General features: G+C 57.8%; 21 protein-coding genes and 2 tRNA genes. 15 read left to right on the top strand and 8 right to left on the bottom strand.

Translation table 11 applies throughout. From position 1 onward, the window contains the following. Positions 1–115 precede the first annotated feature (115 nt). The gene (locus QEN43_RS18850) at positions 116–2,266 is read left to right on the top strand and encodes an AMP-binding protein (RefSeq protein WP_317963487.1); all 2,151 of its coding nucleotides are present in this window, start codon (positions 116–118) and stop codon (positions 2,264–2,266) included. Further along, positions 2,263–3,423, top strand: a complete 1,161-nt coding sequence (gene lplT, locus QEN43_RS18845; RefSeq protein WP_026609812.1) for a lysophospholipid transporter LplT — start codon at positions 2,263–2,265, stop codon at positions 3,421–3,423. Before QEN43_RS18850 ends, lplT begins: the two co-directional genes overlap by 4 nt. Before the next feature lie 9 nt (positions 3,424–3,432). On the opposite strand, the gene QEN43_RS18840 is transcribed toward lplT, so the two are convergent. Then, the gene (locus QEN43_RS18840; protein ID WP_317963486.1) at positions 3,433–4,710 is read right to left on the bottom strand and encodes an MFS transporter; all 1,278 of its coding nucleotides are present in this window, start codon (positions 4,708–4,710) and stop codon (positions 3,433–3,435) included. Positions 4,711–5,399: 689 nt separating this feature from the next. Between QEN43_RS18840 and uvrC the strand changes: the two genes are divergently transcribed. The 6 genes from uvrC to QEN43_RS18810 all read left to right on the top strand — a co-directional run bounded on the left by uvrC (position 5,400) and on the right by QEN43_RS18810 (position 10,809). Further along, complete coding sequence (gene uvrC, locus QEN43_RS18835; RefSeq protein WP_026609810.1) at positions 5,400–7,238, top strand: excinuclease ABC subunit UvrC; 1,839 nt, start codon at positions 5,400–5,402, stop codon at positions 7,236–7,238. 2 nt (positions 7,239–7,240) lie between these two features. Continuing rightward, positions 7,241–7,864: a CDP-diacylglycerol--glycerol-3-phosphate 3-phosphatidyltransferase gene (gene pgsA / locus QEN43_RS18830; RefSeq protein ID WP_051331670.1), complete on the top strand. Its 624-nt coding sequence runs from the start codon at positions 7,241–7,243 to the stop codon at positions 7,862–7,864. Continuing rightward, positions 7,855–7,930 (top strand) — tRNA-Gly (locus QEN43_RS18825). The genes pgsA and QEN43_RS18825 overlap by 10 nt, the downstream gene beginning before the upstream one ends. Positions 7,931–7,988: 58 nt before the next feature. Further along, positions 7,989–8,062, top strand: a tRNA-Cys gene (locus QEN43_RS18820). Positions 8,063–8,574: 512 nt separating this feature from the next. Next, the gene (locus tag QEN43_RS18815) at positions 8,575–10,410 is read left to right on the top strand and encodes a trans-sulfuration enzyme family protein (RefSeq protein WP_084161804.1); all 1,836 of its coding nucleotides are present in this window, start codon (positions 8,575–8,577) and stop codon (positions 10,408–10,410) included. Between the two features lie 57 nt (positions 10,411–10,467). Continuing rightward, positions 10,468–10,809, top strand: coding sequence for a hypothetical protein (locus QEN43_RS18810; protein ID WP_026609808.1), 342 nt, complete (start codon positions 10,468–10,470; stop codon positions 10,807–10,809). Positions 10,810–10,956: 147 nt separating this feature from the next. Here QEN43_RS18810 and QEN43_RS18805 read toward each other — a convergent pair whose 3' ends face one another. After that, entirely contained in the window at positions 10,957–11,559 is a 603-nt protein-coding gene (locus QEN43_RS18805; protein ID WP_026609807.1) for a hypothetical protein, read from the bottom strand. Between QEN43_RS18805 and QEN43_RS18800 the strand changes: the two genes are divergently transcribed. The 3 genes from QEN43_RS18800 to QEN43_RS18790 all read left to right on the top strand — a co-directional run bounded on the left by QEN43_RS18800 (position 11,552) and on the right by QEN43_RS18790 (position 13,019). Further along, positions 11,552–11,767, top strand: a complete 216-nt coding sequence (locus QEN43_RS18800; RefSeq protein WP_051331537.1) for a hypothetical protein — start codon at positions 11,552–11,554, stop codon at positions 11,765–11,767. The genes QEN43_RS18805 and QEN43_RS18800 overlap by 8 nt on opposite strands. A 29-nt stretch (positions 11,768–11,796) precedes the next feature. Beyond that, complete coding sequence (locus QEN43_RS18795) at positions 11,797–12,018, top strand: sugar phosphate nucleotidyltransferase (RefSeq protein WP_202901092.1); 222 nt, start codon at positions 11,797–11,799, stop codon at positions 12,016–12,018. Positions 12,019–12,152: 134 nt separating this feature from the next. Next, a complete protein-coding gene (locus QEN43_RS18790) occupies positions 12,153–13,019 on the top strand; it encodes a sugar phosphate nucleotidyltransferase (RefSeq protein ID WP_268870461.1) in 867 nt (288 codons plus the stop codon). A 65-nt stretch (positions 13,020–13,084) separates the two neighbouring features. Here QEN43_RS18790 and QEN43_RS18785 read toward each other — a convergent pair whose 3' ends face one another. Beyond that, positions 13,085–15,706, bottom strand: coding sequence for a PAS domain-containing protein (locus tag QEN43_RS18785; protein WP_084161801.1), 2,622 nt, complete (start codon positions 15,704–15,706; stop codon positions 13,085–13,087). 462 nt (positions 15,707–16,168) lie between these two features. On the opposite strand from QEN43_RS18785, the gene QEN43_RS18780 reads away from it, so the two are divergent. After that, positions 16,169–17,278, top strand: coding sequence for a hypothetical protein (locus tag QEN43_RS18780; protein ID WP_026609806.1), 1,110 nt, complete (start codon positions 16,169–16,171; stop codon positions 17,276–17,278). 211 nt (positions 17,279–17,489) lie between these two features. On the opposite strand, the gene QEN43_RS18775 is transcribed toward QEN43_RS18780, so the two are convergent. Both QEN43_RS18775 and QEN43_RS18770 read right to left on the bottom strand, forming a co-directional pair. Then, the gene (locus tag QEN43_RS18775; protein ID WP_026609805.1) at positions 17,490–18,743 is read right to left on the bottom strand and encodes a cysteine desulfurase-like protein; all 1,254 of its coding nucleotides are present in this window, start codon (positions 18,741–18,743) and stop codon (positions 17,490–17,492) included. Further along, positions 18,730–19,029, bottom strand: coding sequence for a hypothetical protein (locus QEN43_RS18770; RefSeq protein WP_026609804.1), 300 nt, complete (start codon positions 19,027–19,029; stop codon positions 18,730–18,732). Before QEN43_RS18770 ends, QEN43_RS18775 begins: the two co-directional genes overlap by 14 nt. Before the next feature lie 85 nt (positions 19,030–19,114). On the opposite strand from QEN43_RS18770, the gene QEN43_RS18765 reads away from it, so the two are divergent. The 3 genes from QEN43_RS18765 to QEN43_RS18755 all read left to right on the top strand — a co-directional run bounded on the left by QEN43_RS18765 (position 19,115) and on the right by QEN43_RS18755 (position 22,144). Then, a complete protein-coding gene (locus QEN43_RS18765) occupies positions 19,115–20,854 on the top strand; it encodes a phosphohexomutase domain-containing protein (RefSeq protein ID WP_051331536.1) in 1,740 nt (579 codons plus the stop codon). A 354-nt stretch (positions 20,855–21,208) separates the two neighbouring features. Continuing rightward, a complete protein-coding gene (locus QEN43_RS18760; RefSeq protein ID WP_026609803.1) occupies positions 21,209–21,772 on the top strand; it encodes a protoglobin domain-containing protein in 564 nt (187 codons plus the stop codon). A 9-nt stretch (positions 21,773–21,781) separates the two neighbouring features. Then, entirely contained in the window at positions 21,782–22,144 is a 363-nt protein-coding gene (locus QEN43_RS18755) for a roadblock/LC7 domain-containing protein (protein WP_026609802.1), read from the top strand. Positions 22,145–22,280: 136 nt separating this feature from the next. On the opposite strand, the gene QEN43_RS18750 is transcribed toward QEN43_RS18755, so the two are convergent. From QEN43_RS18750 to QEN43_RS18740, 3 genes are all read right to left on the bottom strand, one after another. After that, positions 22,281–22,952, bottom strand: a complete 672-nt coding sequence (locus tag QEN43_RS18750; RefSeq protein ID WP_026609801.1) for a 2OG-Fe dioxygenase family protein — start codon at positions 22,950–22,952, stop codon at positions 22,281–22,283. 401 nt (positions 22,953–23,353) lie between these two features. Beyond that, a complete protein-coding gene (locus tag QEN43_RS18745; protein WP_026609800.1) occupies positions 23,354–23,692 on the bottom strand; it encodes a protein YgfX in 339 nt (112 codons plus the stop codon). Positions 23,693–23,732: 40 nt separating this feature from the next. Beyond that, complete coding sequence (locus QEN43_RS18740) at positions 23,733–23,978, bottom strand: FAD assembly factor SdhE (RefSeq protein WP_026609799.1); 246 nt, start codon at positions 23,976–23,978, stop codon at positions 23,733–23,735. Positions 23,979–23,980 lie beyond the last annotated feature (2 nt).

Raw genomic sequence — 23,980 nt, 5'->3', positions numbered from 1 at the left:
TTTTAGCTTTGATCGTATCGGGTCGCTAAGGTTGCGCATTACGGTGTTTACCCGACTCAAAAATATTGAACAGTGTTTATTTTTGACCTAGACTCTGTCGTCGGAGGTGAACACCATGATAAAAACAATACTTCGCTGGCTTCTCGCCCGATTGTTCCGCGTCAAGCTCATCGGCCTCGAAAACTACCGAAAAGCCGGTCCGCGCGTCCTGATCGCAGCTAATCATTCGTCCTACCTCGACCCTATCTTGCTATGGGCGTTCCTACCGGACGACATAACCTTCGCAATCAACACCCATGTCGCGCGGCACTGGTGGGTACGGCCAGCGCTCAGATTCGCCAAGGTGTTTCCAATGGACCCCACGCAGCCGCTCTCGGTCAAGGCATTAACGCAATATCTGAAAGAAGACCGCAAGGCGGTGATCTTCCCGGAAGGTCGCATCACCGTGACCGGAGCCCTTATGAAAGTATACGACGGCGCAGGATTAATCGCCGAAAAATCTGGCGCGACGGTTCTGCCAATCCGCATCGACGGTACACAATACACCCAATTCTCCCGTCTGCACGGCGTGGTGCGGCTGCGCTGGTTCCCGCCCATCACGCTGAACATTCTACCGCCTCGGAACGTGAACCTGCCTTCCGGTTTGTCCGGCCCCGAGCGGCGACATCAGGTCGGGCTTATGCTGTCAGACCTGATGAGCGACATGATGTTCGAAACCAGCAATTACCGGCGGACAGTGTTCTCCGCCTTACTCGACGCGCGCAGAGTACACGGCGGCAGACACCGCGTGCTGGAGGACGTCAAGCGAAAACCACTCACCTATGATCGGTTGATCGCGCAGAGCCTGGCGCTGGGTAGAAAGCTCGCGGATAAAACGAATAAGGGTGAAACGGTCGGCCTGCTGCTGCCCAATCTGAACGGGACGGTGGCGGCGTTCCTGGGGCTACAGGTCGAGGGGCGCGTTCCCGCTATGCTGAATTACAGTGCCGGAACCCGCAATCTGCTGGCGAGCTGTGCCGCGGCAAATATTAAGACAGTGGTCACCTCCCGTCAGTTCGTGGCCACAGTCAAGCTGGACGAAGCGGTAGCGGCCTTGTCGGAAAAAGCCTCGGTGATCTATTTGGAAGACCTCGGTCGAGAACTCCGCGCTCCGGACAAAATCAGGGCTTTCCTCGCCGCGCTCACGGCTGATTACTGGTACCGCGGCAAACACCAACCGGATGATCCCGCGGTGATCCTGTTCACCTCGGGGTCCGAGGGAGAACCGAAAGGCGTCGTGCTCTCGCATACCAACCTGCTCGCCAACCGCGAACAGCTTGCGGCACGCTTCGATTTCAATGCCCAGGACATCATCCTCAACGTGCTGCCGGTCTTTCACGCCTTTGGCTTGACGGCCGGAACGCTGCTGCCCTTGCTGTCCGGCATGCGCCTGTTCCTGTATCCATCGCCACTACATTACCGGATCATTCCGGAAGTGGCCTACGACATCAACGCCACCATCCTGTTCGGCACCAATACTTTCCTCCACGGTTACGCCAAGCACGCCCATCCATACGATTTCTACAGCGTGCGTTACGTCTTCGCCGGTGCGGAAAAACTGCAGGCCGACACCCGCCGGATATGGATGGAAAAATTCGGACTTCGCGTGCTAGAAGGCTATGGAGCCACGGAAACCTCACCGGTATTGTCCGCCAACACACCCATGTACTACCGGGAAGGTACGGTCGGACGCTTTCTTCCCGGTGTTCAATGGCGGATAGAAGAAGTTCCCGGCGTCACCGAAGGCGGACGCCTTCATGTCGCGGGCCCCAATGTCATGCTGGGCTATCTCCGTTCCGAGCGTCCTGGCGAACTCGAACCGCCCGCATCGCGCTACGGCATCGGCTGGTACGACACCGGCGACATCGTCCGTATCGACGCCGAAGGCTTCGTTACCGTCGTCGGCCGGGTCAAACGGTTCGCCAAGATCGGCGGGGAAATGGTGTCGCTGACAGCGGTCGAAGAACTGGCCGCACGGATCTGGCCGGGACAGCGGCACGCAGCGATCGTATTGTCCGACCCCAAGAAGGGCGAGAAGATCATACTCGCCACCGAATACAAGCATGCCGATCGCGCCGAGCTGACGGCACGGGCGCAGCAGGAGGGACTCGGCGAACTCTGTCTGCCGAAGGATATTCGGGTGTTCAAAGAACTGCCCCTGCTCGCTACCGGCAAGGTGGATTATCCGGCGCTTACCGGCTTCTTCCACGAAAGGGGTGACCTATGAACCGCGGAGTCGGCTCGCTGGTTGCCGCCCAGTTTCTCTCTGCGTTCTCGGACAACGCCATACTCTTCACGGTCATCGCCATCGTGCTGCAAGCAGGCGACCGCGCGCCCTGGTACGTCCCGGCGCTGCAAAGCGTTTTCCTAGTCGCATTCGTCCTGCTGACGCCCTGGGTCGGAGCATTCGCCGACCGACATTCGAAGCCGAAAGTATTGATTCTGGCGAACATCATCAAAGGGCTAGGCGGACTGTTGATTCTGCTCGGCGTCGAGCCTCTGATCGGCTATGCCGTCGTCGGTATCGGCGCAGCAACCTACAGCCCCGCCAAATACGGGATCCTGCCCGAACTGGCCGATCACACGCAGCTGGTCAAAATCAACAGCTGGGTCGAAGGCGCGACCATCGCCGCGATCCTGTTGGGTACGGTGATCGGCGCAACGCTCGCCGATGCTTCGATCGAACTTGCGCTCGCCGTCATCATCGCTTGCTATGTGATTTCGGCCGCGATGACCCTCCTGCTGCCCAAGTTGCCGGCGCGCGGCGCGCGCTCCGGCTCGACTTTAGCCAAGCTCCTCCACGCCATGAAAGCGCTTCTCGCGTCCGAGCGTGCCCGGCTGGTACTTATGGCTCTCAGCCTGTTCTGGGCTTCAGCGGCAACCTTGCGCGTGATTCTTGTTGCCTGGGCGCCGCAAGTGCTTGATGCACACACCTCAGGGGACATCGCGCAACTGACCCTGTTCCTGGCCGTGGGCATCATCATCGGGTCCGGCATCGTTCCTCGACTCATTCCCCTGGAACATATCCGGCGAGCGCGGCACGCCGCTTATGCGCTGAGTCTTTTTTTCCTGATCCTGGCTGGTGTGGATAGCCTATGGCCGGCTAGAGCGACGCTGCTCGCCATCGGCATTGCCGGTGGTCTATTCGTCGTACCGTTGAATGCCGCGATCCAGCAGATCGGCCACCATACGATCGGTAGCGGCGGCGCCGTGGCAGTCCAAAATTTCTTTCAAAACGCTGCGATGCTGGGGAGCATGGGCATCTATGCCCTCGCGTCGGCAAGGGGCATGGGTCCCGTAACGGCGATCTTCGCCTTGGGTGTTGTTGTTCTGGTGCTTACCGTGTTGGTGTCCTTACGCCTGCCCCGGCAACCCGCCGCATAGGGGGTCCGCCTATAGCTCCGAGGCGCACCGCTCGCCTTCCGCCACGTCGACGTACCAGAGCAAGGCGCCGCCCAGGCCGAAAAGAACCAGCAAGGCAAGTATCGAAAGCCGTGGCTCTCCCGTGGCATAGCTGACAACGCCCACGAGCACGGGTCCTAGCACCGCCGCGAACTTGCTGAGCAGATTGAAGAAACCGAAAAACTCGCCCGATTTCTCTTTCGGGATAATGCGCGCGTAGAGTGCGCGGCTCATGGCCTGGACCCCGCCTTGGACCAAACCTATACCCACGGCGATCCCAAAAAACTCCCACTGTCGGCTCATGACCGAACCCCAGACCACCAGCAAGGCATAGGTCACAAGCCCCACAAGAATGCTCGCCTTGGCGCCAAAACGCTGACCGAGCCGGCCATAGGCAAGGGTCGAGGGAACCCCGACCACCTGGGTAATGAGCAAGGCGAGCATCAGCCCGCTTGCGTCGAAACCGATCGCGAGCGCGTAATCCACCGCCATATGGACGATGGTGTCCACACCGTCGATGTACAGCCAATACGCGCCAAGAAACAGCATGACGACCTTGAGCCGTCGGACATGTTTGAACGTATCTCGAAGTTGCGCCAATCCAGCCCTGACGGCGCTACCGCTCGCGCGCCGGGCCGACGGCTCACGCACGACCAGTAGCAGCGGCAAAGTGAATACGAACCACCACACCGCTACCATCAGGAACGACATCCGAACCGCGGCGGTCACATCGGGGAGCCCGAACCACTCCGGCTTCTGTGTCATCAGGATATTGACTGCGAAGAGCGCGCCACCGCCAAGATAGCCCATCCCCACTCCGAAGGCGGACACGTGCTCGAAGCGGGATGGAACCGTGACCGTCGGCAAAAGCGCGTCGTAAAAAACCATTCCGGTGGAAAACCCCACGAGTCCCAAGCCGTAAAGAAGGAGCGCCAACTCCCAAGCGCCTGTTTCGATCCAAAAAAGGCCCGCCGTCATGGCGACGCCGAGGAACGCGCAAAGTGCGAGCAAAGGCTTCTTCCAACCGCCGGCGTCCGACAAGGCTCCGAGTACTGGTGCGAGAACCAGTGCAACCAGCGCGCCGACCGAACTCACCGCGCCGAGCCAGAAGGTACTTTCCGTAACCGGTAACTCTCTTGCCCAGAATTGCTTGAAAAACACCGGAAAAAAAGCCGCCATCACCGTGGTGGCGAAGGAAGAAGTCGCTACATCGTAGAGGGCCCAAGCCCACTCGCGCGAGCGGAGCGAAGTCGAGTCGGAGCTATCCATATTGATATTAGAGTTAAGAAAAAAGCGGCGATCGCGTATTGATCGAGCCGCGCGCAAGTATCCACCTGGCATTTCAGCAATGTCGTTTTAAGGCAGGCCGCCACTCCGGCAAGCAAGGACCATCGGGGCGCGTCTATCGCAAACGGGCTGGCCGCAAGTGCCAGCCAACTCGTTAACACGTTCTAGCCCTTATCTCATGCGGCTTTTCACCACTCTAAGCAAGCCCAAACAAGTCCAAACAAGCGGATCCCGTTCCTGCCCAGGCGACAGCTTCAGGGCGAAGAGCCTACCGACATAGTTTTGTAGCGCAACAAATAAAGAGCGAACCGTGCGGACATTGCTCCCATCGATAAACGCTCTTTCGCCTCACAACGGGCACAATCGAAACGAACTATGGTCTTAAAACATGTTCCGGTTGCAGCGGTCCAGCCTAGGCCGCAGCCGAATTGAAAGGCGAGAACTTGGCCTTAAAACCGATCGAACGCCATCGCTGTCACGGCTCAAAAAACGTAAAAATCGATGACCTTGCTTCTGCGCCGCTCGGCTTGCAGTGGCGGCTTGCCGATAGTTCAGGCACCGCCTTGCTGAACGCTTCCAGCCAAACAGAAAGCCACAAACGGTCAAACCACGTGCCGCCCGTGCGTTCGGGATTATAATGTCCTCTTCTTGACGAATCGGCCCTATCTGTCATGAATTTGCGCGAAGATGCCCGGTCCTTCGATATCAAAGCTTTTCTCGAGACCCTGACCCAGCTGCCGGGTGTTTACAGGATGTTGGACGAAAAGGGCGAAGTCATTTACGTCGGCAAGGCAAAAAACCTCAAAAAGCGCGTGTCCAGCTACTTTTCGGGGAAAGACTGTTCGCCCAAACAGCAAGCCATGATCGCGCGGGTACACTCGATCGATGTGCGGGTCACACACACTGAGGGCGAAGCTCTGCTGCTGGAAAGCCAGCTCATCAAACGTCACAAACCGCGGTACAACATCAATCTGCGTGACGACAAAAGCTATCCTTATATTTATGTTTCTACCCATCAGCCTTTCCCTCGTCTCACTTTCCATCGCGGCGCGAAGAGCAAGCGCGGCCGTTACTTCGGACCTTATCCGAGCGCGAGCGCCGTCCGGGAGAGCCTGAAGCTGCTGCAAAAGATCTTTCCAGTGCGCCAATGCCAGGATTCTTATTTCCAAAATCGCTCTCGCCCCTGCCTGCAATACCAGATCGAACGTTGTACCGCACCTTGCGTCGGTCTGATCGACCCTGAATCCTACAGCCAGGACGTGCGAGATACCATTATGTTCCTGGAAGGCGACGGCAAGCGGCTAATCGACGATTTGGTGGCGCGCATGGAAAAAGCCGCGGCCGACTTGCAATTTGAGCGGGCGGCACGCTACCGGGATCAAATCGCGAGCTTGAGGACTGTCTTGGCGAAACAGGCGGTGCACGGCGAACACGGTGATATCGACATTATCGCCTGTGCTTTCAAGGGCAATGTCGCCTGCGTGCAGATGCTCTTCATCCGCGGCGGTCAGCAAATCGGCGACCGCGCATTCTTCCCCACCATGCCGGAGGAGCAGGATCCCGGCAGCATTCTGGCGGCGTTCATCCCACAGTATTACCTCGGCAAGCAGATTCCCCGCGAAATCCTCATCAGCCATCCGATCGAGGATGCCGGAGTGATCGAGGAAATGCTCGCCAGCCAAGCTGGGCATGCTGTACAGATTTCCGCCCGCGTTCGCGGCGAACGTCAGAAACGCCTGCAGTTGGCTCTCGTCAATGCCGAAAACGCTTTGGCTGCAAAACTGGCGAACCGACAGGACCTGTACGCGCGTTTCCTCGCTCTCGGCGAGGCGCTGCATTGCCCGGAGCCGCCGAAACGCTTGGAATGCTTCGACATCAGTCATACCCAGGGCGACCAAACCGTCGCATCCTGCGTCGTGTTCGACCGGCAAGGCCCGGTTAAATCCGCCTATCGCCGGTTCAACATCGAGGGTATCACACCCGGCGACGATTACGGCGCATTAGCGCAAGCGATTTCGCGGCGCTATCAACGCATCAAACAAGGTGAGATCGAGGCGCCTGATATTCTGTTCATCGACGGCGGCAAAGGCCAGGTCAACGCGGTGCGTGAGGTTTTGCGCGAACTTGGAATGGATGGCGTCCGCACCGTTGGAATAGCCAAGGGGCCCGACCGCAAGCCAGGAATGGAAACGCTCTTCCCGGCGGACTCATCCGATGCGATCATTCTGCCCGCTCATTCGCCTGCCTTGCTATTGATTCAACAGGTTCGCGACGAAGCCCACCGTTTCGCCATCACTGGGCATCGACAACGACGCGCCAAGGCCAGAAAACGGTCCGCGCTCGATGACATTGCCGGACTTGGTCCGAAGCGGCGGCAGCGCTTGTTGCGCCAGTTCGGAGGACTCAGAGAAATCAGTCGTGCGGGCGTGGACGCCCTGAGCAGCGTCGAAGGCATCAGCGCTCAATTGGCGAAGCGCATTTACGAAACTTTCCACGAAAGAGAAAGCTGAACATGGAGTTGAATCTCCCCACCAATCTGACCATACTTCGGATCGCGCTGATCCCCGTCCTGGTCGTACTTTTCTATCTGCCGTGGAGTGGCGCCCATATTGCCTGCGCCTTCGTTTTCACGATTGCCGCCGTGACCGATTGGCTGGACGGTTACCTGGCCCGCAAGATGCGACAAACCACCCGCTTCGGCGCGTTTCTCGACCCGGTCGCCGACAAGCTGATGGTGGCCGTCACACTGGTTCTGATCGTTCAGGCCGACCCCAGCCCTTACGTTGCTATCGCCGCCGCTGTCATCATTGGCCGCGAAATCACCATCGCATCCTTGCGCGAATGGATGGCGGAAATCGGCCAACGCAAGCGCGTCGAAGTCTCCTGGCTGGGCAAATGTAAAACGACTGTACAAATGATCGCCATCATCACGCTCCTGCTCGGCATGGATGTCTGGCTCGGCTTTCTGAAGAATGTCGGTCAGGTACTTCTTTTCATATCCGCCATACTGACACTCTGGTCCATGGTGAATTATCTGAGGGCTGCGCTGCCCGCTCTAAGAGGTGAGAACGAGGAGTTGACAAAGCCGTCAGTGATACCTAAAATTTCGGGTCTAAATAGCACGACGCGGGAATAGCTCAGTTGGTAGAGCACAACCTTGCCAAGGTTGGGGTCGCGAGTTCGAGTCTCGTTTCCCGCTCCAATTCAAGAAAGCCGCGGCAACGAGCGCGGCTTTTTGCTTTCGCTAGCCTCTAAACACAGGCTGAGTGGCAGAGTGGTTATGCAGCGGCCTGCAAAGCCGTGGACGCCGGTTCGATTCCGACCTCAGCCTCCAGAAGATCGGATTATTTATCCAGTGAGTCATTAAAAAAGCGCTCCATAGAAGGTCGAGCGGCTTTTTATTGCCAAATTTAAGTACGAATTCCCGGGAACGTGGCAAAAACCACGTATCGATCGCCCGTTTGTCCATCAATGGCGACTATTAGACAGCGGAAAATAGGAAATAGCGAAGTCGTCATCCGCCTTTCTGCCTTTTCTCGAGCCTTGTTACGCGACTTTCGATATAGAAGAGGAAGCCACCCCTTGTCCCCGCCAGATCGAAGCGATGCTCAATTTAGGCAACAGAGCAGCACTGGAAACAACGGAGCGCCCGTTGAGGTGCGCAAAACCGATGAAACGATGTAAGAGCCAGCCGCGAACTCCTTGAAACGGCTGGTGCCTCAGGGAAATCTTGCACGGCGGTACCGGATGCGAGTCGATTGACCGCCGATTTGGTCTAATGGTTGTCGAGTGCGGCCTATTCACTCTCGCCGCACCGCTATCTTGATCAATACGAAGACTCGGATTATGGACAACATCGGATTTGCTACGCCCCCCATACCCCATGAACCGGCGCAGCAGGACGGCCATGCGTCGGAAGGCATCGACCGCCTGCGCATTCTCTCGCCACGACGAAAATCCACGGCGGCCCGCTCGCTCGACGAACTGGTGGACGAGCAGCTCGCCCATTTCGGCATCGATCCGGACACGACGTTCGGTCGGACGCTGGCACGCCTATCGCGCCGGATGTACGAGAGCTACGCCGACATCGACCGGCTTTGGATGGAAACCGCGGAAACCATCCAGAACCTCGATCGTTCCGACAGGATCGCCTATTTCAACGCAAAAAAATTCCTGTCGTTCCAACTGGCGAAACTGCTCGACTATTTGCAGAATCCGAACCGGCGCTGTTACCAGGCCCTGAACTACCGCAGCGCAACGATCGCCAGCAAGGGACCTTATTCCGTCTTCGACAATGTTCCCGCACTTTTCTCCGCGAATCCCGTCATTACCCGCACGGCGACTTATATCTATGCCTGTGCTGAGTGGATCGAAGATGCCTTTCAGGGCAAAGAGCAGCTTTTGCAGATCTACTCACGGCTGCTCAATCCAACCTCGATCGCCTTGGCCAATCATATCGTCGATCTCGAAGCCGGCCCCTATGCCAGCGAGTATTTTGCCTGGAACTTCAACAGCGGAATGGCGGCCATCGATGGCGTGCTGTCGCACGTCTTGGGACGCGACGATATCCTGATCACCAGCCGTAACGTTTACGGCGGCACCCATCAGCTCATTCACAATTGGTTCGAGAAACCTGCAAATCTGGAGATCGGTGTCGAAACCTTCGACGGCTATACCGCCGACGATTTTCTGAAAGCCTGGCAGCGTGCCCGCACCCGGTACGCTGACCGCTTCTCAGCCGGACGGCGTGCCTATGTCTATCTCGAATCGCCGTGCAACCCGCACGGCTACGTGCTGGATGTGCCGGCCATATGCCGGGAAGCGCATCGGCTCGGACTGCGCGTCATCCTCGATTCCACCATCGGCACGCCCTTCCTTTATACCCCGCTACAGCGGGAAGACCCTGCGGAACGCCCCGATTTTGTCATTCACAGCTATACCAAAGATCTTTCCGGCAGCGGCTCGGTCATCGCCGGCACCGTCATCGGTCGCAACGAGGACATGTTCATTCCCAAAGGAGAGTCGGCGGACGGCGTGAAATGGGACGAAACCCTGTTCTGGAACGTGTATTACGTCAAGGGCGCGTTTCTCAACGCCGACGCCGCCTTTGAAGTGCTCCAGGGCATGCGTACGCTGGATGTGCGCATGCTCAGAAAGTGCATCAATACACAGATACTCGCTCGATTCTTGGCGTCCCACCCGAGCATCACGGTCCATTGCAACGCACTGCCCGACGATCCTAACCACGAGATCATGAAGAAGACGGCCGCACTTGCCCTGCCTGCGCCGTTGTTCACGCTGGATATGGGCGATTTGCCGCGGGAAGCGTTTCAGCGGTTCTTCGACAATCTCTCGCCTACTTTCGGCCATATGATCAGCCTCGGCCAGAGCAACACCATCGTAGCTTGCCCCGCCCTGACCACCCATTCGGAACTCGACGAAAAGGCGTTGCGCGAAGCCGGCATCTCGCCGACCACCATACGCATCGCTGTCGGCAACGAAGACCCGCTCGACTTGATCCGGCACTGGATCGACACGGCAAAGCTGACGATCGACCCGGTCGTACCCGGTTTCTCCCGCGGCTTCGGAACGCTATCGGCGGCACGGGAGTTGGTACGGACGATCTATCTCGACTCGCACCGAACATACATCGAGGCAAAAATCAGACAAAGCATAGACTGATCTATAATCCAATCATCCAAACACCATCGGCATCCGACGCGAAGGTCAACAAAAAAAATGAAAAAGCGGCTGGGCATCATCGGTTTGTTTTCTGCTCTGATCGGCTGCACCCACACACTGTCGGAGCCGACCGCGAGGTCCATTTATCTCGCCAGCGGCGAGCCGGCGTACCAGATTACCTGCGAGGAAGAAGGACTCGCGAAAGACAGTTGTTACCGGAAGGCCGGTGACCTCTGCGGGACGCGGGGCTACGACGAGGTCCGCTTGAGCGACGAGCGGCAGGTCAATGAGCTCTTCGAAATGGTGACGGAAGCGATCCGGCACGGAAAAACGGCGCCTGTCGTCAAGAAAACGATCGTGATCCGGTGCAAGCGGCCATCGGCAGGCAGCCGCATGTAGCTGAGCCGATGCACAGAGACGAAACAGCGGGTAAAGCGCCGAGATCGGGCACACGGCGTTCAAGGGATGTCGGCAACCCCTTGCCGAAACATCCTTCTGCCCACCTACGGCCTGAGGAAGGATTCCTAACCGACCAGCTACTTCCCTCTACGATTCACCATTCCTCTCATCCCGGCGTTTCGACCGGACGAGCCGGCGCGGCAGCGGTTTCTCCGGCTTGACCTCGATTACGCGATCAAGCTGAGGCGGTACGCCTTGGCCGGTTTTCCTTTGATACGCCAGAGCCTCCTGCCGGCCTCGAACGAGATAACCCGCGACTGCCCCCCCGGCGGCGGCGAAAGTCAGCAGACCCACCGTCACCAGCTCGACCGCCAGAAGGACGGCTCCGATGCCCAGAAGGACAAAAAGCCCGAAGCCCAGTTTGATGTTCGCTCTGCGGTTAGCGCGGTTTACTTCTCGGACCAGCCGCCGATGGGTTTCTTCCAGTGTTGCTCGTTTGTCGGTTTCGGCGGCGACCAGGAGGCTCTCCCGTTCTCGGGCAAAGCTGTTGCGGGCTTCGGCCAGCGCATCCTTCTTTACGTGGTCGGCGATAGACCCGAACCATATGGCAATTAGCAACGTAATGATGAAGGCGAGGAATCCCAGCGGAACCCAATCCGCCTCGCCGGAGGCGCTCTTCGCCGCCATCACCACGCCGACCGTCGCCGCTTCCACGACGAGGATTCCGGGCAGGAATCTAAACATGGACATCGGGTTGGCACCTCAGGCGTTAGATCGGCAAAAGACTTGGCTTGGAGTCCAGTATCGGCCAAAGCGTTCCTTGAGGCGGCATCGCAAACGCGTCGCAGTCATGAAACTGAGCGCCCCGGCCAAATTCGACGACATGGCCCAGGCATCCGTAATCAATCTTATTGCCGGAAACATTGAGAAAGACAATCGTATGCGTTTGCTATTTTGACTATTCAACTAAAACAACAGAGGCCGAGTATGGTGACCCCCAAAGTCTTGGCCATGGTAATGGCCGGCGGCGTGGGCACCCGCTTCCTTCCACTCACGGCCGAGCGTTCGAAACCAGCGGTTCCGTTCGGCGGCCGGTACCGGATCGTGGATTTCGTACTGAGCAATCTGGTCAATCCCGAAATCCATTCGATCTATCTGCTTGTCCAATACAAGTCCCAATCCTTGATTGAACATGTACGCAGGGCGTAGTCGATATTCCATTTGATCGCGGGCCATCTCGTCACCGTCGTACCGTCTCAGATGCGCGACGGGCCGGACTTGTTCCAAATACCGCCGATGCGGTCCATCAGAATCTGAGACTGATCGAACATCATCGCCCCGACGTGGTGGCGGCTTTCGGATCCGATCACGTTTATCGCATGGATATCAATCAAATGGTCCACTTTCATCTGGAGCAAAACGCGGACGTTACCGTGGCCGCGCTCGCCATGCCCCTGGAGCAGTGCTCGACTCTCGGCGTCGTCCGCCCCGAGCATACCGGTTGGATCGCGGAATTCCAGGAAAAACCGGCTCATCCCAGGCCCATGGCCGGCGATCCGCGGCGAGCATTGGCTTCCATGGGCAATTACATCTTCAGCACCGACGTCCTGATCGGCACACTCAAAGCCATTCGCCTGCGCAGCGAACAGGATTTCGGGCGGGACGTGTTGCCGCGGCTGATCCACACGCATAACGTATGCGTTTACGACTTCGCCTTGAACCGGGCACTCGGAATCAAACCGTACGAAGAGCAACCTTATTGGCGCGATGTCGGCACAAGCGAAGCCTATTTCGCGGCCCACATGGATATGCTGGGCGACGAGCCGCGTTTCGACATCTTCAATCCGAGCTGGCCGATTTACTCCGACAATTATCTCGGCCCGGAAACGCGGATCATCGATGGCGAAGTCCGAAACAGCATTCTCGGTGCCGGGACCGTCATCCGCGGCGCCAGAGTCAATCGCTCGGTGATACGCCGCGAAGTCGTGATCGAGCCGGACGCAGACATCGACGAGTGTATCATCATGGATTACTCCGTTATCGGACGAGGTGCGAAACTGCGCCGGACCATCGTCGACCGCTACAACATCATTCCGCCCGGGTCCGTCATCGGCGACGCACGGTATCTCGACCAACAGCGTGCTACGGCATCCCCTTCCCGGATCACCATCATACCGAAAGGCAAGCGCGGACCGGGCTCGGTTTATTGATCGACCGGCCGGAAACGCTCCGGATACCGGCCGTAACGCGATTGCCCGCCCGTGACGCCAATCTCTTAAGACGATGGCCCAAGCTGCGCAATCCGCCGCTCGCTGGTACCGTTCCGAACGGCGGGGGGATGAGCCGCCGGGTAATCCGGCAGACGCGGCAGGCGGATCGCAAACTCGCTACCCTTCCCCAACCCCTCGCTAGTAGCCCATACGTCACCACCGTGCATCGCCACCAGGCGTTTCACCAGGCATAGTCCGATCCCTAGACCTCCTTCGGCCCGGTCGAGGGTGTGATCCACCTGATAGAACAAGTCGAACAAGCTGGCTGCCTGCGCGGGATCGATGCCGCGGCCGGTATCACGGACCCGGATCGTAACGTCGCTTTCGGACGGCTCGACGGTGAGACTGATCAGCCCCCCTTCGTCAGTATATTTGGCGGCATTGTTGAGCAGATTCGACACCGACTGCGCCAGACGAACCAGATCGCCCTCGACGCCGACCGTTTCCGATGGAAGGTGCATGGCGAGCCGATGCCGGCGAGCCTCGATCAACGGCCGACTGGTCTCGACCGCCCGCTGCACGATTTCGCACACGGAAAGCGGCTCCCGTTTGAGTTCGATTTTGCCACGGCTGATCCGAGAGACATCGAGAAGATCGTCCACCAACCGGGTCAAGTGCTCCACCTGCCGGTCGACCACGTCTCGCGCCCAGCCCAGCTTGGCATCCGTCGCCCCCAACCTGCGCATGATTTGTACCGCGTTGCGGATCGGCGCCAGGGGATTTCGGAGTTCGTGGGCAAGCATAGCCAGAAATTCGTCCTTGCGCCGGTCGGTTTCGCGCAACGCATCTTCGGCCTGTTTGCGCTCGGTAATATCGAGCACGTGCGCCACGAAACCTCGGACCCGCCCTGCCGCATCGAGATCCGGGGAATAAGTGGCCTGGATCCAGCGCGTGCCGCCTTTGGCGTAGCACACCGGAGTTTCGAAAGCGAGCTGCTCTCCCGCCAGAGCACGCTCGACATAAGGAGCGAGGGACCGCCATGCGGCTTCGCCGTGAACATCCGCGATATGACGCCCATACAGCTCTTGGCCGCAATAACCGAACCATTGCTCATACGCCTTGTTGACACGGCGGTATCGGCCGTCGGCATCGATATAGGACATTAGCGCGGGGGCATTTTCCATGGTCACGTGCAAGAGGTCACGTGCTTCCTCCGCTTCCCGTCGTGCCGCCTCCAGTTCTGCGGTGCGCTCGGCGACGCGCCTTTCCAGTGACGCATTAACTTCTCTCAAGGCCTGCTTGGCGCGATTGATCTCGGTGACATCGATGCCGACCTCCATGATCATCGGAGAACCGTCGGTATCGGTAAACGGAAAATCGTAAATTTGGTAATCGTTACCGTCTGGTCCGGTCCACTCCCAGTTTAAAGGTGCGTTCGTCTCCAGGACCTTGAAAGTTTCACAGCGTTCGCAGGGCTCAACGCGGTTGAACAGGTACTCATGGCAACGCCACCCTAACGCCTTGCCGTAGCGCTCTTCGAAAAAACGATTGGCGAACGCGATCCGGTAGTCGCTCGACAGCAGTATCACGGAAACCGGAAGTGCTTGCAGCACCTCATGCAACCGCTCGCGTTCCGCCTGCACCGCCGCAACGGCTCGACCCAATTCGGCGGTGCGGAGAGCCACCTGCCGACGCAGTTGTCTGGTCCAAAGCCCTAGGAGAGCCAGCAGGACGGCAATCGCTCCCGCACCCCAGGCGACGTGTTTGACCGGGAACGTCGGAGTTTCGTAGATGCCCAACCATTTCCTGTAAAGCCGGTCGTACTCCCCGTTCGCCCGGACAATCGCGAGTCCTCGGTCGAGACGGTCACGCAACTGAACATCACCTTTGCGTACTGCGAAACAGAACTCACGCCGGTAATCCTTGAGCAGCGGACCGGCCTCGATGACTCCGGCAAGCCCGCTCGTCTGCACCAGCATTTCTCCCTGCAGTTTCGGCGCCAACACCGCGTCGTGCTGTCCCGATGCCAGCAGACGAAAGCCGTCGGCCAGTCTGTCGACGATCACGAGTTGATGGGTGAAGCCGCGGCCGACGAGAGCCCGGTGAGCAGCATCCGAGCGTGAGACGATGATGCTCAGGCTGCGCGCCTGGCCTATGGCATGAATGTGCGGACGATCCGTGCGGACAAAAAAGCTATCGTAGCCGATGGTATGCGGCTGGGTGAATTCCACCTGACCTTCACGTTCGTCGATGCGTGCGACCAGAGCCAGAGCATCGAGTTCGCCGGCCTTTAAGGCTTGCCACACAGTATCCCATCGGCCGGACCGAAAGGTGACGGGAATCTCCACAGCGGCAGCCGCCGCGGCAAACAGCTCGACGGCGAAGCCGATCGGTCGGCCCTCCGCATCGACATCCGCATAGGGCGGAAAACCGACCCTGGATCCTACGACAAGAGGGCGGTCCGGCTCGGCCCAGGCGAAACCGGAGAAAATCAAACCCAGTATAAATGCCAGTCGCAGGGGCCACGCCTCAAACCACAACCCGAACGGCCCCACCAGGCCCGGTTCGACACCGTCCGGCGGGAGCACCCTCGATTCAAGTTGTCGGTTCCGCCCGTAAAGTCTTTTCGACGACACGATATCCGACCCGGTCGTTCCCTGTAACTTAAGAGCCTTGCCGTGCCTCATAAACCTCGCTGTCAGTTGCCTGGAGCAATCACCAAGGTCGTACTGCTCAACCATGGCAGATCGCAAAAATTTTTACTGCGCCAAACGGCATTCACTCATAGAGCGATCGGCATGCCCTAAGTTCAAAGACCGTACCTAATTCCGGCTGATTTCGCCCCGCAACAGACAGCGTAATCGCGTCTGAACACCGCTAAGCCGATCTTCCAAAAGCACGCGTTCATACTGCCTGGAAGAAGGTTCTACGGCAAGTTGCGGATACATCTTTACAAATTCCCGCATCCGACTCGAATCGTCCGATACAAAGTCTGTCTAATTTGTTACGGTTTTTCGACCGCATGAGTCCTGCGTATCCGTTTCGAGGTGACGCCCTTGTGGGGGCCGCCCCGTCACGGCGAAGACGCGGATGGGAAGCCGCACGAACGTGCGGCACGTCTTTCACACATACTTCAGGGATGGACCATCATGACGAACGATTACAGAAAAAGGGCTCGGCTGGCGTCGGTATTCAGCGGCGCCGTCGTGACCTTGGCCTTGCAGTCGTCCGAGATTTCCGCGAGAACTCTCGGTTTGGTGGCGGATAACACCGAATCTGCAGTGACGGTATTCGACGCCGATACCGATACCGTACTTGGGTCGCTGGCGATCCCCCCTGGTACGATCGGCGATGTGCTGATCACGCCGGATCAGCGATGGGGTTTCGTAACCAATTTCAATAATGAAGTCTTCGTGATCGACTTGACCACGTCGCCCCCTCGCCTCGCGGAAGGCACGAATCCAATTCGCATCTCCAATTTCGGCGAGGATCTTTCGCTTAGCCCGGACGGCAAGTTTCTGGTCGTGTCCGACGGCAACGCCGTTCAACCGATCTCGGTCGTCGACATCGAAAGCCGTCGCGAAATCTACACGTTTTCCGTAGACGCCGACACCAACTCCGTAGATATCTGTCGCGACGGTTCCGTGCTCACTACGTCCTCGACCGGTACGGTGCGCCGGCTCACGATCGATAGCACCGGCACGTTGAAGGATACCGGGGAAACCTTGCTGCTCGATGGCGAACCCAACAACGTTTTCTGCGCGCCGAACAGCGCCTCGGGAATCGTCGTCACGACCTTGTCCGGCAACATGACTTCGTTCACTGTGCCGGAGCTGAAGCGGGTCGACACGCGCGCCTTATCCGGAAATTTTGGCATTTCGGGTCTGGTCGCCCCGGACGGAAACCGGGTATTCGTTCGCAGCAGCTACGACGGTTTCGTCGACGTTTTTTCTTTCGACGCAACGACCGGGGCATTGCCTGAACGACCGCAGCTATCGATCCCGGTTTCGGTCACATTCGGATTCTACGGAATCGATCAAATCGCGCTGCATCCCAGCAAGCCCAAGCTGTACGTCTCCGAATACTTCGCCAATGCCTTGAATGTCTACGACGCAAACTCCGGCGAACTGCTGACCTCCATTACCGATCCGCATATCGTCGAGCCGACCGGTGTAACCATTGCCACACCTGCGGACGGCGACAACGATGACGATGAAAACGACAACAATGGCGATTCGGATGGACAGCAGCGACGATAGGATGGATACGGGGTATAACGAACCGATGCCGCCCCAGGGCAGTGCCCGACCCAGCGATGTGGATACGAAATCGGTCCACGCACCGCGGGCACGAATAGGCTGACGCCGAGCGAAAACCGAAGAACGCAGCGTTTTCGACAAGCCGACCCGAGTCGTACGGCAGACCAGTAGGCACCCGACAGTGAAACCAAAGAACGCCGCTCGGGCCGCTTCAGGCCACAGCGGCGTTGATATCCTCTAGTGCGTTCAGCAAGCTGTCGATCTCATCGATCGTGTTGTAAGCCACCAATCCAATGCGCAACAGGCCGCCCGTCGATTCGACGCCCAGACGCTGGGTCAGTCCTAGCGCATAGAAATTACCGTGCCAGGTAAAGATGCCGCGTTTGCCCAATTGTTCCGCGACTGCGTAGGGCGTCCGACCGGCCAAAGTCACGCCGACGGTGGGCGTCCGCCAGTCGAAACGGGCGGGATCGCTTATCCCGTAAAGTCTCAAGCCGCGGATCTGCAGGAGTCCCTGGATCAAACGCTCACTCAGGCCACGTTCGTACTGCCGGCTTGCCTCCATTGCGGCGATCAAGGCGGCGCGGCGGTTTTCGGCCGAAGGCGAAAGGCGTCGGCCGAGTTCCGTTAGATAATCGATGGTCGCGGTGAGTCCTGCCAGCCCCTCGTGATTCAAGGTTCCGGTCTCCCAGCGGAACGGGACTTCGTCCGGAGCTGGCTGCACCCGGTAAGGCTGAAAACGCTGGAGATGTTCGCGCTTCCCGAACAGGATGCCGACATGCGGCCCAAAAAATTTGTACGCCGAACAGGCAAGAAAATCGCAATCGAGGGCACGCACGTCGATCGGTCCGTGCGGCGCGTAATGCACCGCGTCGACGAAGACTAGCGCTCCCACGGCATGAGCGAGACGCACCGCTTTCGCGACGTCGTTGATCGTGCCGACCGCGTTGGATGCATAGCCGATCGCGAGGATCCGGGTCCGCTCGCTGAGCTGGCGCTCCAGATCGGCCATATCGAGCGTGCAGTCTTCCGTATGGATGTCGACGACGCGGATTACCGCGCCGGCTTCTTGCAGCGCATACCAGGGGGAAACGTTGGCGTAATGGTCGAGCCGCGTCACCACGATCTCATCGCCGGGTTTCAAGCTTCGCCCTAAGGCCCGGCTGAGAGCGAAGGCAAGCGTGGTCATATTGGCGCCGAAGATCACTTCGTCGTCATCGCAGCCCAAGAAATCCGCGACTGCCGAGCGGGCCGAGCCGATCATCTCATCGGTCCGCCGACTCGTGGCGAAAGCGCCGTGCGCGTTGGCGTTCGATGTCGCCAAATAGCGGCTCATGGCGTCGATGACGGACTGAGGTACTTGGGTTCCACCAGGTCCGTCGAAGAAAATCGGACGATAGCCGTCGATGTCTTGAGAAAGCGCCGGGAATTGGGAACGTATCCAGTCGAGATCAAAAGACGCCATGGCGGACTCCTATGTCGATACGGTCGCTTTTTGCCGTCGGGCCGGAATCGAGCGCCAACACTTCTCGTCGATCCCGAAGCTCGGTTTCCGACAGGTTAGCACAAAGGACGCCGGCAAAGTCTGAGGCGCCCTGAATAGGCCCGGTTTTGAAAAGCGCGCCGTCAGTGGTTTTCCGGCCTTCACCACCTACAGCCGGATGGTCGCTCGGCTTGCCCAGCAGACCGGTTGGTGGAACACTTAGAACCGAACTCGGCAGACCGTTCATCTTGAACCAGTCGAAGGGCATGTTCCGAGCCGGGTCGAAAGGCTCTTTTAGCCTAGCAAGGCTGACTCAAAGTCGATCTTTGTGCCATGGAAAATTCGCAATTCGCATGACATCCACTATCTCTCGAAATGACACGCTCCGTTCGCGGCTGGCGCATGAGCCGCAAGCGCTGCAATTTGGAACCAGCGGCCGCCGCGGCCTGCTGGTCCACCTCAGCCAGTTGGAAGTCTTCATCAATGCGCTCGCCGAACTCGAGTATCTGCAATCGCTGCCGGTTACCGAGGGCGGCATTGTGCGCGGCGACGAATTCTTTTTCGCCTACGATTTACGCCCCAGTTCTAGTAGCTTCGTCGACAGCGAACCCCGGCGCGGCGAGCTTGCGCAAGCCGTCGAATGCGCCATCCGCGCCGCCGGCATGAAGCCGGTTAACCTGGGCCGTATTCCGACGCCCGCACTGACTTGCTACGCAACATCGCGGGGCAAGGGCAGCATCATGGTGACGGGCAGCCATATCCCGTTCGACCGCAACGGCTACAAGACCAACACCTCACGCGGAGAACTACTGAAACAGCACGAGCAGCCGATCAACGAAAAAGTCCGAGAAGTCCGGGAACGGCTCTACAACCAGCCGTTTGCCGATTCTCTGTTCGACGAACACGGGCTGTTTAAGGCGGGCCACCTCGAACTTTCCGTTGAGAGCGGCGAGGCCGCCACCGCCTACGTCAAGCGCTATACCGATTTCTTTGCCGACAACGCACTCGAAGGACTGCGCGTCCTGGTCTATCAGCATTCCGCTGTCGGCAGGGATCTCTTGGCCGAAATTCTCCGCAAGCTCGGCGCCGAAGTCGTCGTCGCCGGCCGCAGCGAAACTTTCGTTCCGATCGACACTGAGAACATCGATGCGGAGCGGTTGGCGGTCATCCAGGCACTGTTCGACGACGCTAGCGCAAAACACGGCCGTATCGACGCCGTCGTTTCCACTGACGGCGACAGCGACAGACCGCTGATTCTCGGCGTGGATGAGGAAAGCTCCGCTGTGCGTTTCTTCGGCGGTGATCTGGTGGGGATGATCACGGCAGAATACCTCGGGGCTGACGCCGTCGTCGTGCCGATCAGCTGCAACGATGCCATAGACCTCGGTGCGCTCAAGGATATCACCGAGCCGAAAACGCGTATCGGCTCGCCGTTCGTCATCGCCGGTATGGAATCGGCGCGCGCTCGCGGCAAGCGAACGGTCTGCGGCTGGGAAGCCAACGGGGGTTTTCTGGCCGGCTCTGATATTTCTAAGAATGGCAAGTTCCTCAAGGCGTTGCCCACACGTGACGCGGTTCTACCTATCCTTGCCGTGCTTTGCGCTGCTCGCGAACGGGGCGTCGGTTTGACCGAGCTGTTCGCGTCGCTACCCAAACGTTACAGCCGCGCCGCGCTACTCAAGCAGTTCCCACGACCGGTCGGCCTGGAAATCGTCCGGCGATTTTCACCCGTGAATCCGAACATCGCCGAGATCCGGTTCTTACCCGATGGCTCCTCTGCATTCGGTACGGATGGGAGGCGTCTCGAAGTCACGGACGCAGAGATTCGTGCGCTGGACACGATTCGACGAGAGCTCGGCGGTTTCTTCACAGCCGATTTCGGCTTTGGAGCCATCACCACCCTCAACTTCATCGACGGCGTACGCATCCGGTTCGACAACGGGGATGTGGCCCATATCAGGCCTTCAGGCAACGCTGACGAACTTCGCATCTATGCGGTCGCGGACACCCCGGAACGTGCGACCGCCATCACCGACATGGCCGTGGCCGAACCCGACGGGATTCTCCGTCGCTTAGAGCGGCTGGTACGTTGATTCGACTTTCCAACAGACCTCGAAAGTAGCTCCAATTCTTCGACAGTTTCCGGGTAGGCCCTTCGGACGGCCTCTCCGGACGTGTCGGAGTCCATTCGTGCACGGCGTCTCGATAGGGGGGATTGGATAAACCCGCCCTTATCGCGAACAGTGCGACACCCCATCCCGCTTCGAGGAACACAACAAGGCGAGTTTTTGCGATGTCGATCACAAAATTTAAAAAAATCCACCCCCAAAATTTCCGACTGAAATCCTTGGTATACACTTTGTCAACGAGGGCTGACATACGGCCTCGTTCCCGTCGTGAACTCGAGTGGTTGCAATTTAGATCAATGCACGTTGAAGGAGCACTTGATGTCAAGTGATTTCGACAAATTAAGCCAATATGCCAAATCCTTTACCGGATTGACACCCGAACGAGAAGCCCTGCTGATGGAAGTCGGCAAGCAAATCAAACCGAAACTGGCAGGAGTCACCGAAGATTTTTACCGGCAACTGCTTGCCATTCCGGAAGCGGCTGATTTCCTTAAGGATCGAGTCGAATCGCTGAAGAAAACCCATCTCCGATGGATGGAGGAGCTGTTCAGCGGGCCTTACGACAAAACCTATGCCGAACGCATGTTCAAGGTGGGTGACGTGCACGTCAAAGTGAAGCTACCCGTCGAGTTCATGGCAGGGGCGATGACCTTGATCAATAATCGTCTGATCGAACTGATCGTGGAAACCTACGGAGACGATAAAAAACGCTGCGCCGAGGTACTGACTGCGGTAAGCGCAGTTACCGGCATGACGTTATTGGTTATGCAGCAGTCGTATCAGGCGTCGAGCCTCGCGGAGGAACTGGAAAGATTTCTTAAGATTTCCGGCATGAGCCGCACCTTGTTTGCCAACCTGGCCGCCGCCTACAAGGATAAATAGGAGAATCTGATGCGTTCCGAATTGCTCGTTTCCATACTTTCAGAGTTGAATGGCGCTTCGGCGGACATCGAGGCGACGGGTCTCGTTTCGACCGACGGCTTGATGATAGCTGCCGTATTGCCCGCCACGCTCGACGAAGATCGCGTCGGCGCCATGAGCGCCGCGATGTTATCTCTAGGTGACCGCACTGCACAGGAGCTCACCCGCGGAGAACTGGAACAGGTTTTGATCAAAGGAAAATCCGGCTACGTATTGATGACCTATGCCGGCAAAGAAGCCGTCCTAACAGTCCTGGCGAAGCCGAATGCCAAGTTGGGTCTGATTTTCCTCGACGTCAAGCGAGCGGCCAACAATATCGCCGAATTACTCTGAAGAACGAACAGCCAGCGTAGCCCGAACGAGGCTTTGCGGATCCGGGAGTTCGGTGCTCCGATTTCCTGAAGTTCACTGCGTTGCATCCGGGCTACCTGCCGTGCTGCCGTACGGAAGAGATGAAAAATCTTCAGATTCAGTGATCTACAAGCAGGCTCGGGGACGTCAGGACGAAAACGTCTCTTTGACCATTGCCAGGCCCGATAGGTTGAATCGGACTGGTATAGTGGAAAAACTTCCGGTCGTTGATTAACAACAATTCTCCCGGATATAAGATTTTGTCAAAAACAGGTTTACCCGTTTTGTCTCTGTAGAGATGAGTTTCTCCGCCCTGGACGTTTCTTCGGTCTATGGAATAGATACAAACGAAATCGGAGCCATCGCTATGGATACCTTCGGGTGCCGGGTTTCCAAAATTGTCCGGCGAGCATGTGGTCCGTATCTGATGGACCCCTATTTCGGCACCGATATCGAGACTGCAGAAGTCCCTGAATATCGATAACAAACGTTTAAACATGTCGAACTCGACGAGTTCGTCATCCAATTCAACAAACTCTCTCTTTATACCGCCGACCAGGGGATTATATTCTTTTGGCTGAAAAAGATAGCCATGCGGCATCTTGACGATATCTTCTTCTAAAACCTTGAACCGAGATAATCTCCGAAGGCGATAATCACCCTTGATATAAGGGTCGACAGGCAGATTCCAAAAGAAAGGCTCGAAAGTTTCGGGATCCATCGCGCTTTCGGCTCGCATGACGAACAGAAAACCGAATTCGAACCCGGTCGATCCAAATACTTTTTGCATAGGGCATGCTCTCCCTGAAAAGGTAGCCCAAACTATTCGTTTGAATTCCCGATCATGTCGTCGGGGAACGTCTAGAACGAGCTACCGTTACGTAGCGTGACATAATCCCGCTCCGTTCGATGTCTTCCGACGCGCAAGTGTTTAAGTTTCCCTTATTGGAAAAAATCGTAACTACGGCGTTACGATGTCGAACGAAGCCATAAACCTGGCTTAGAGGCGGAATTTATTATCTTTGACTCATAAACTCGACCGAAGTTTCGGATATCCGTTTCAACCCGATAGATACCCGGTATGACAAATTGTCGCGGCCTATCTACAATTAGATTCGGGATGTCCGGACATAACCGAAATGACGATCTCGTCTCCGAATATGTCGGATAGCATCGAAAGAGTGGAAGGCACTAATACCGACATCGGAGATAGACCCGAAGCATTCGAAACGACTCTGAATCCGTGCTGTCGCGACATACGACGACGAACCGTGTCTTCGTTTCGGTTCTGATGTGCAACACGACTATCGCAGTGGTGATGAAGCTGCTGTCCAGTACGGTTCCAGGTTGCGCGCCCGACCGAACGACGATTTCACACTCGCCGCCTGGCTTCAGAACCACTTCCCTGACATCCGGGTTCACCCAGTATGCCCGCCACCAGCGATACAAACTCAACGCCACGGCGGCAAGCGTGCCGAACCTGACCCATAGCGGCAGTGGATTGGCCAGGGCAGAAAACCCGGCCAACACATGAACGGCCGTGACGGCGGCAGAGAAACTCAGGGATGGATCAAAATGAAGACGGAGAGACGGAACGGATTTTGAGGACAAGCTCGGCCAGTGACGAATCTACAGGAACGCAATCGGCATAAAGATAGCGCCAAAGTTTGTCGTCCGGCTCATCGAGGAGCCGGACGAACGCCGACTTTTCCGCGCTCGGCGCTTGAGGGTAAGCATCATCCAGATAGCGCAGCAACAGCAGATCGAGTTCGCGCATGCCGCGACGGCAGCGCCACCGGAGCTGAGCCTCTTTCATAA

It is taken from the genome of Methylocaldum szegediense, assembly GCF_949769195.1.
GTDB lineage: Bacteria > Pseudomonadota > Gammaproteobacteria > Methylococcales > Methylococcaceae > Methylocaldum > Methylocaldum szegediense.
The sequence above is the reverse complement of the archived record's forward strand: the minus strand, read 5'-3'. Positions and strand labels throughout refer to the sequence as shown.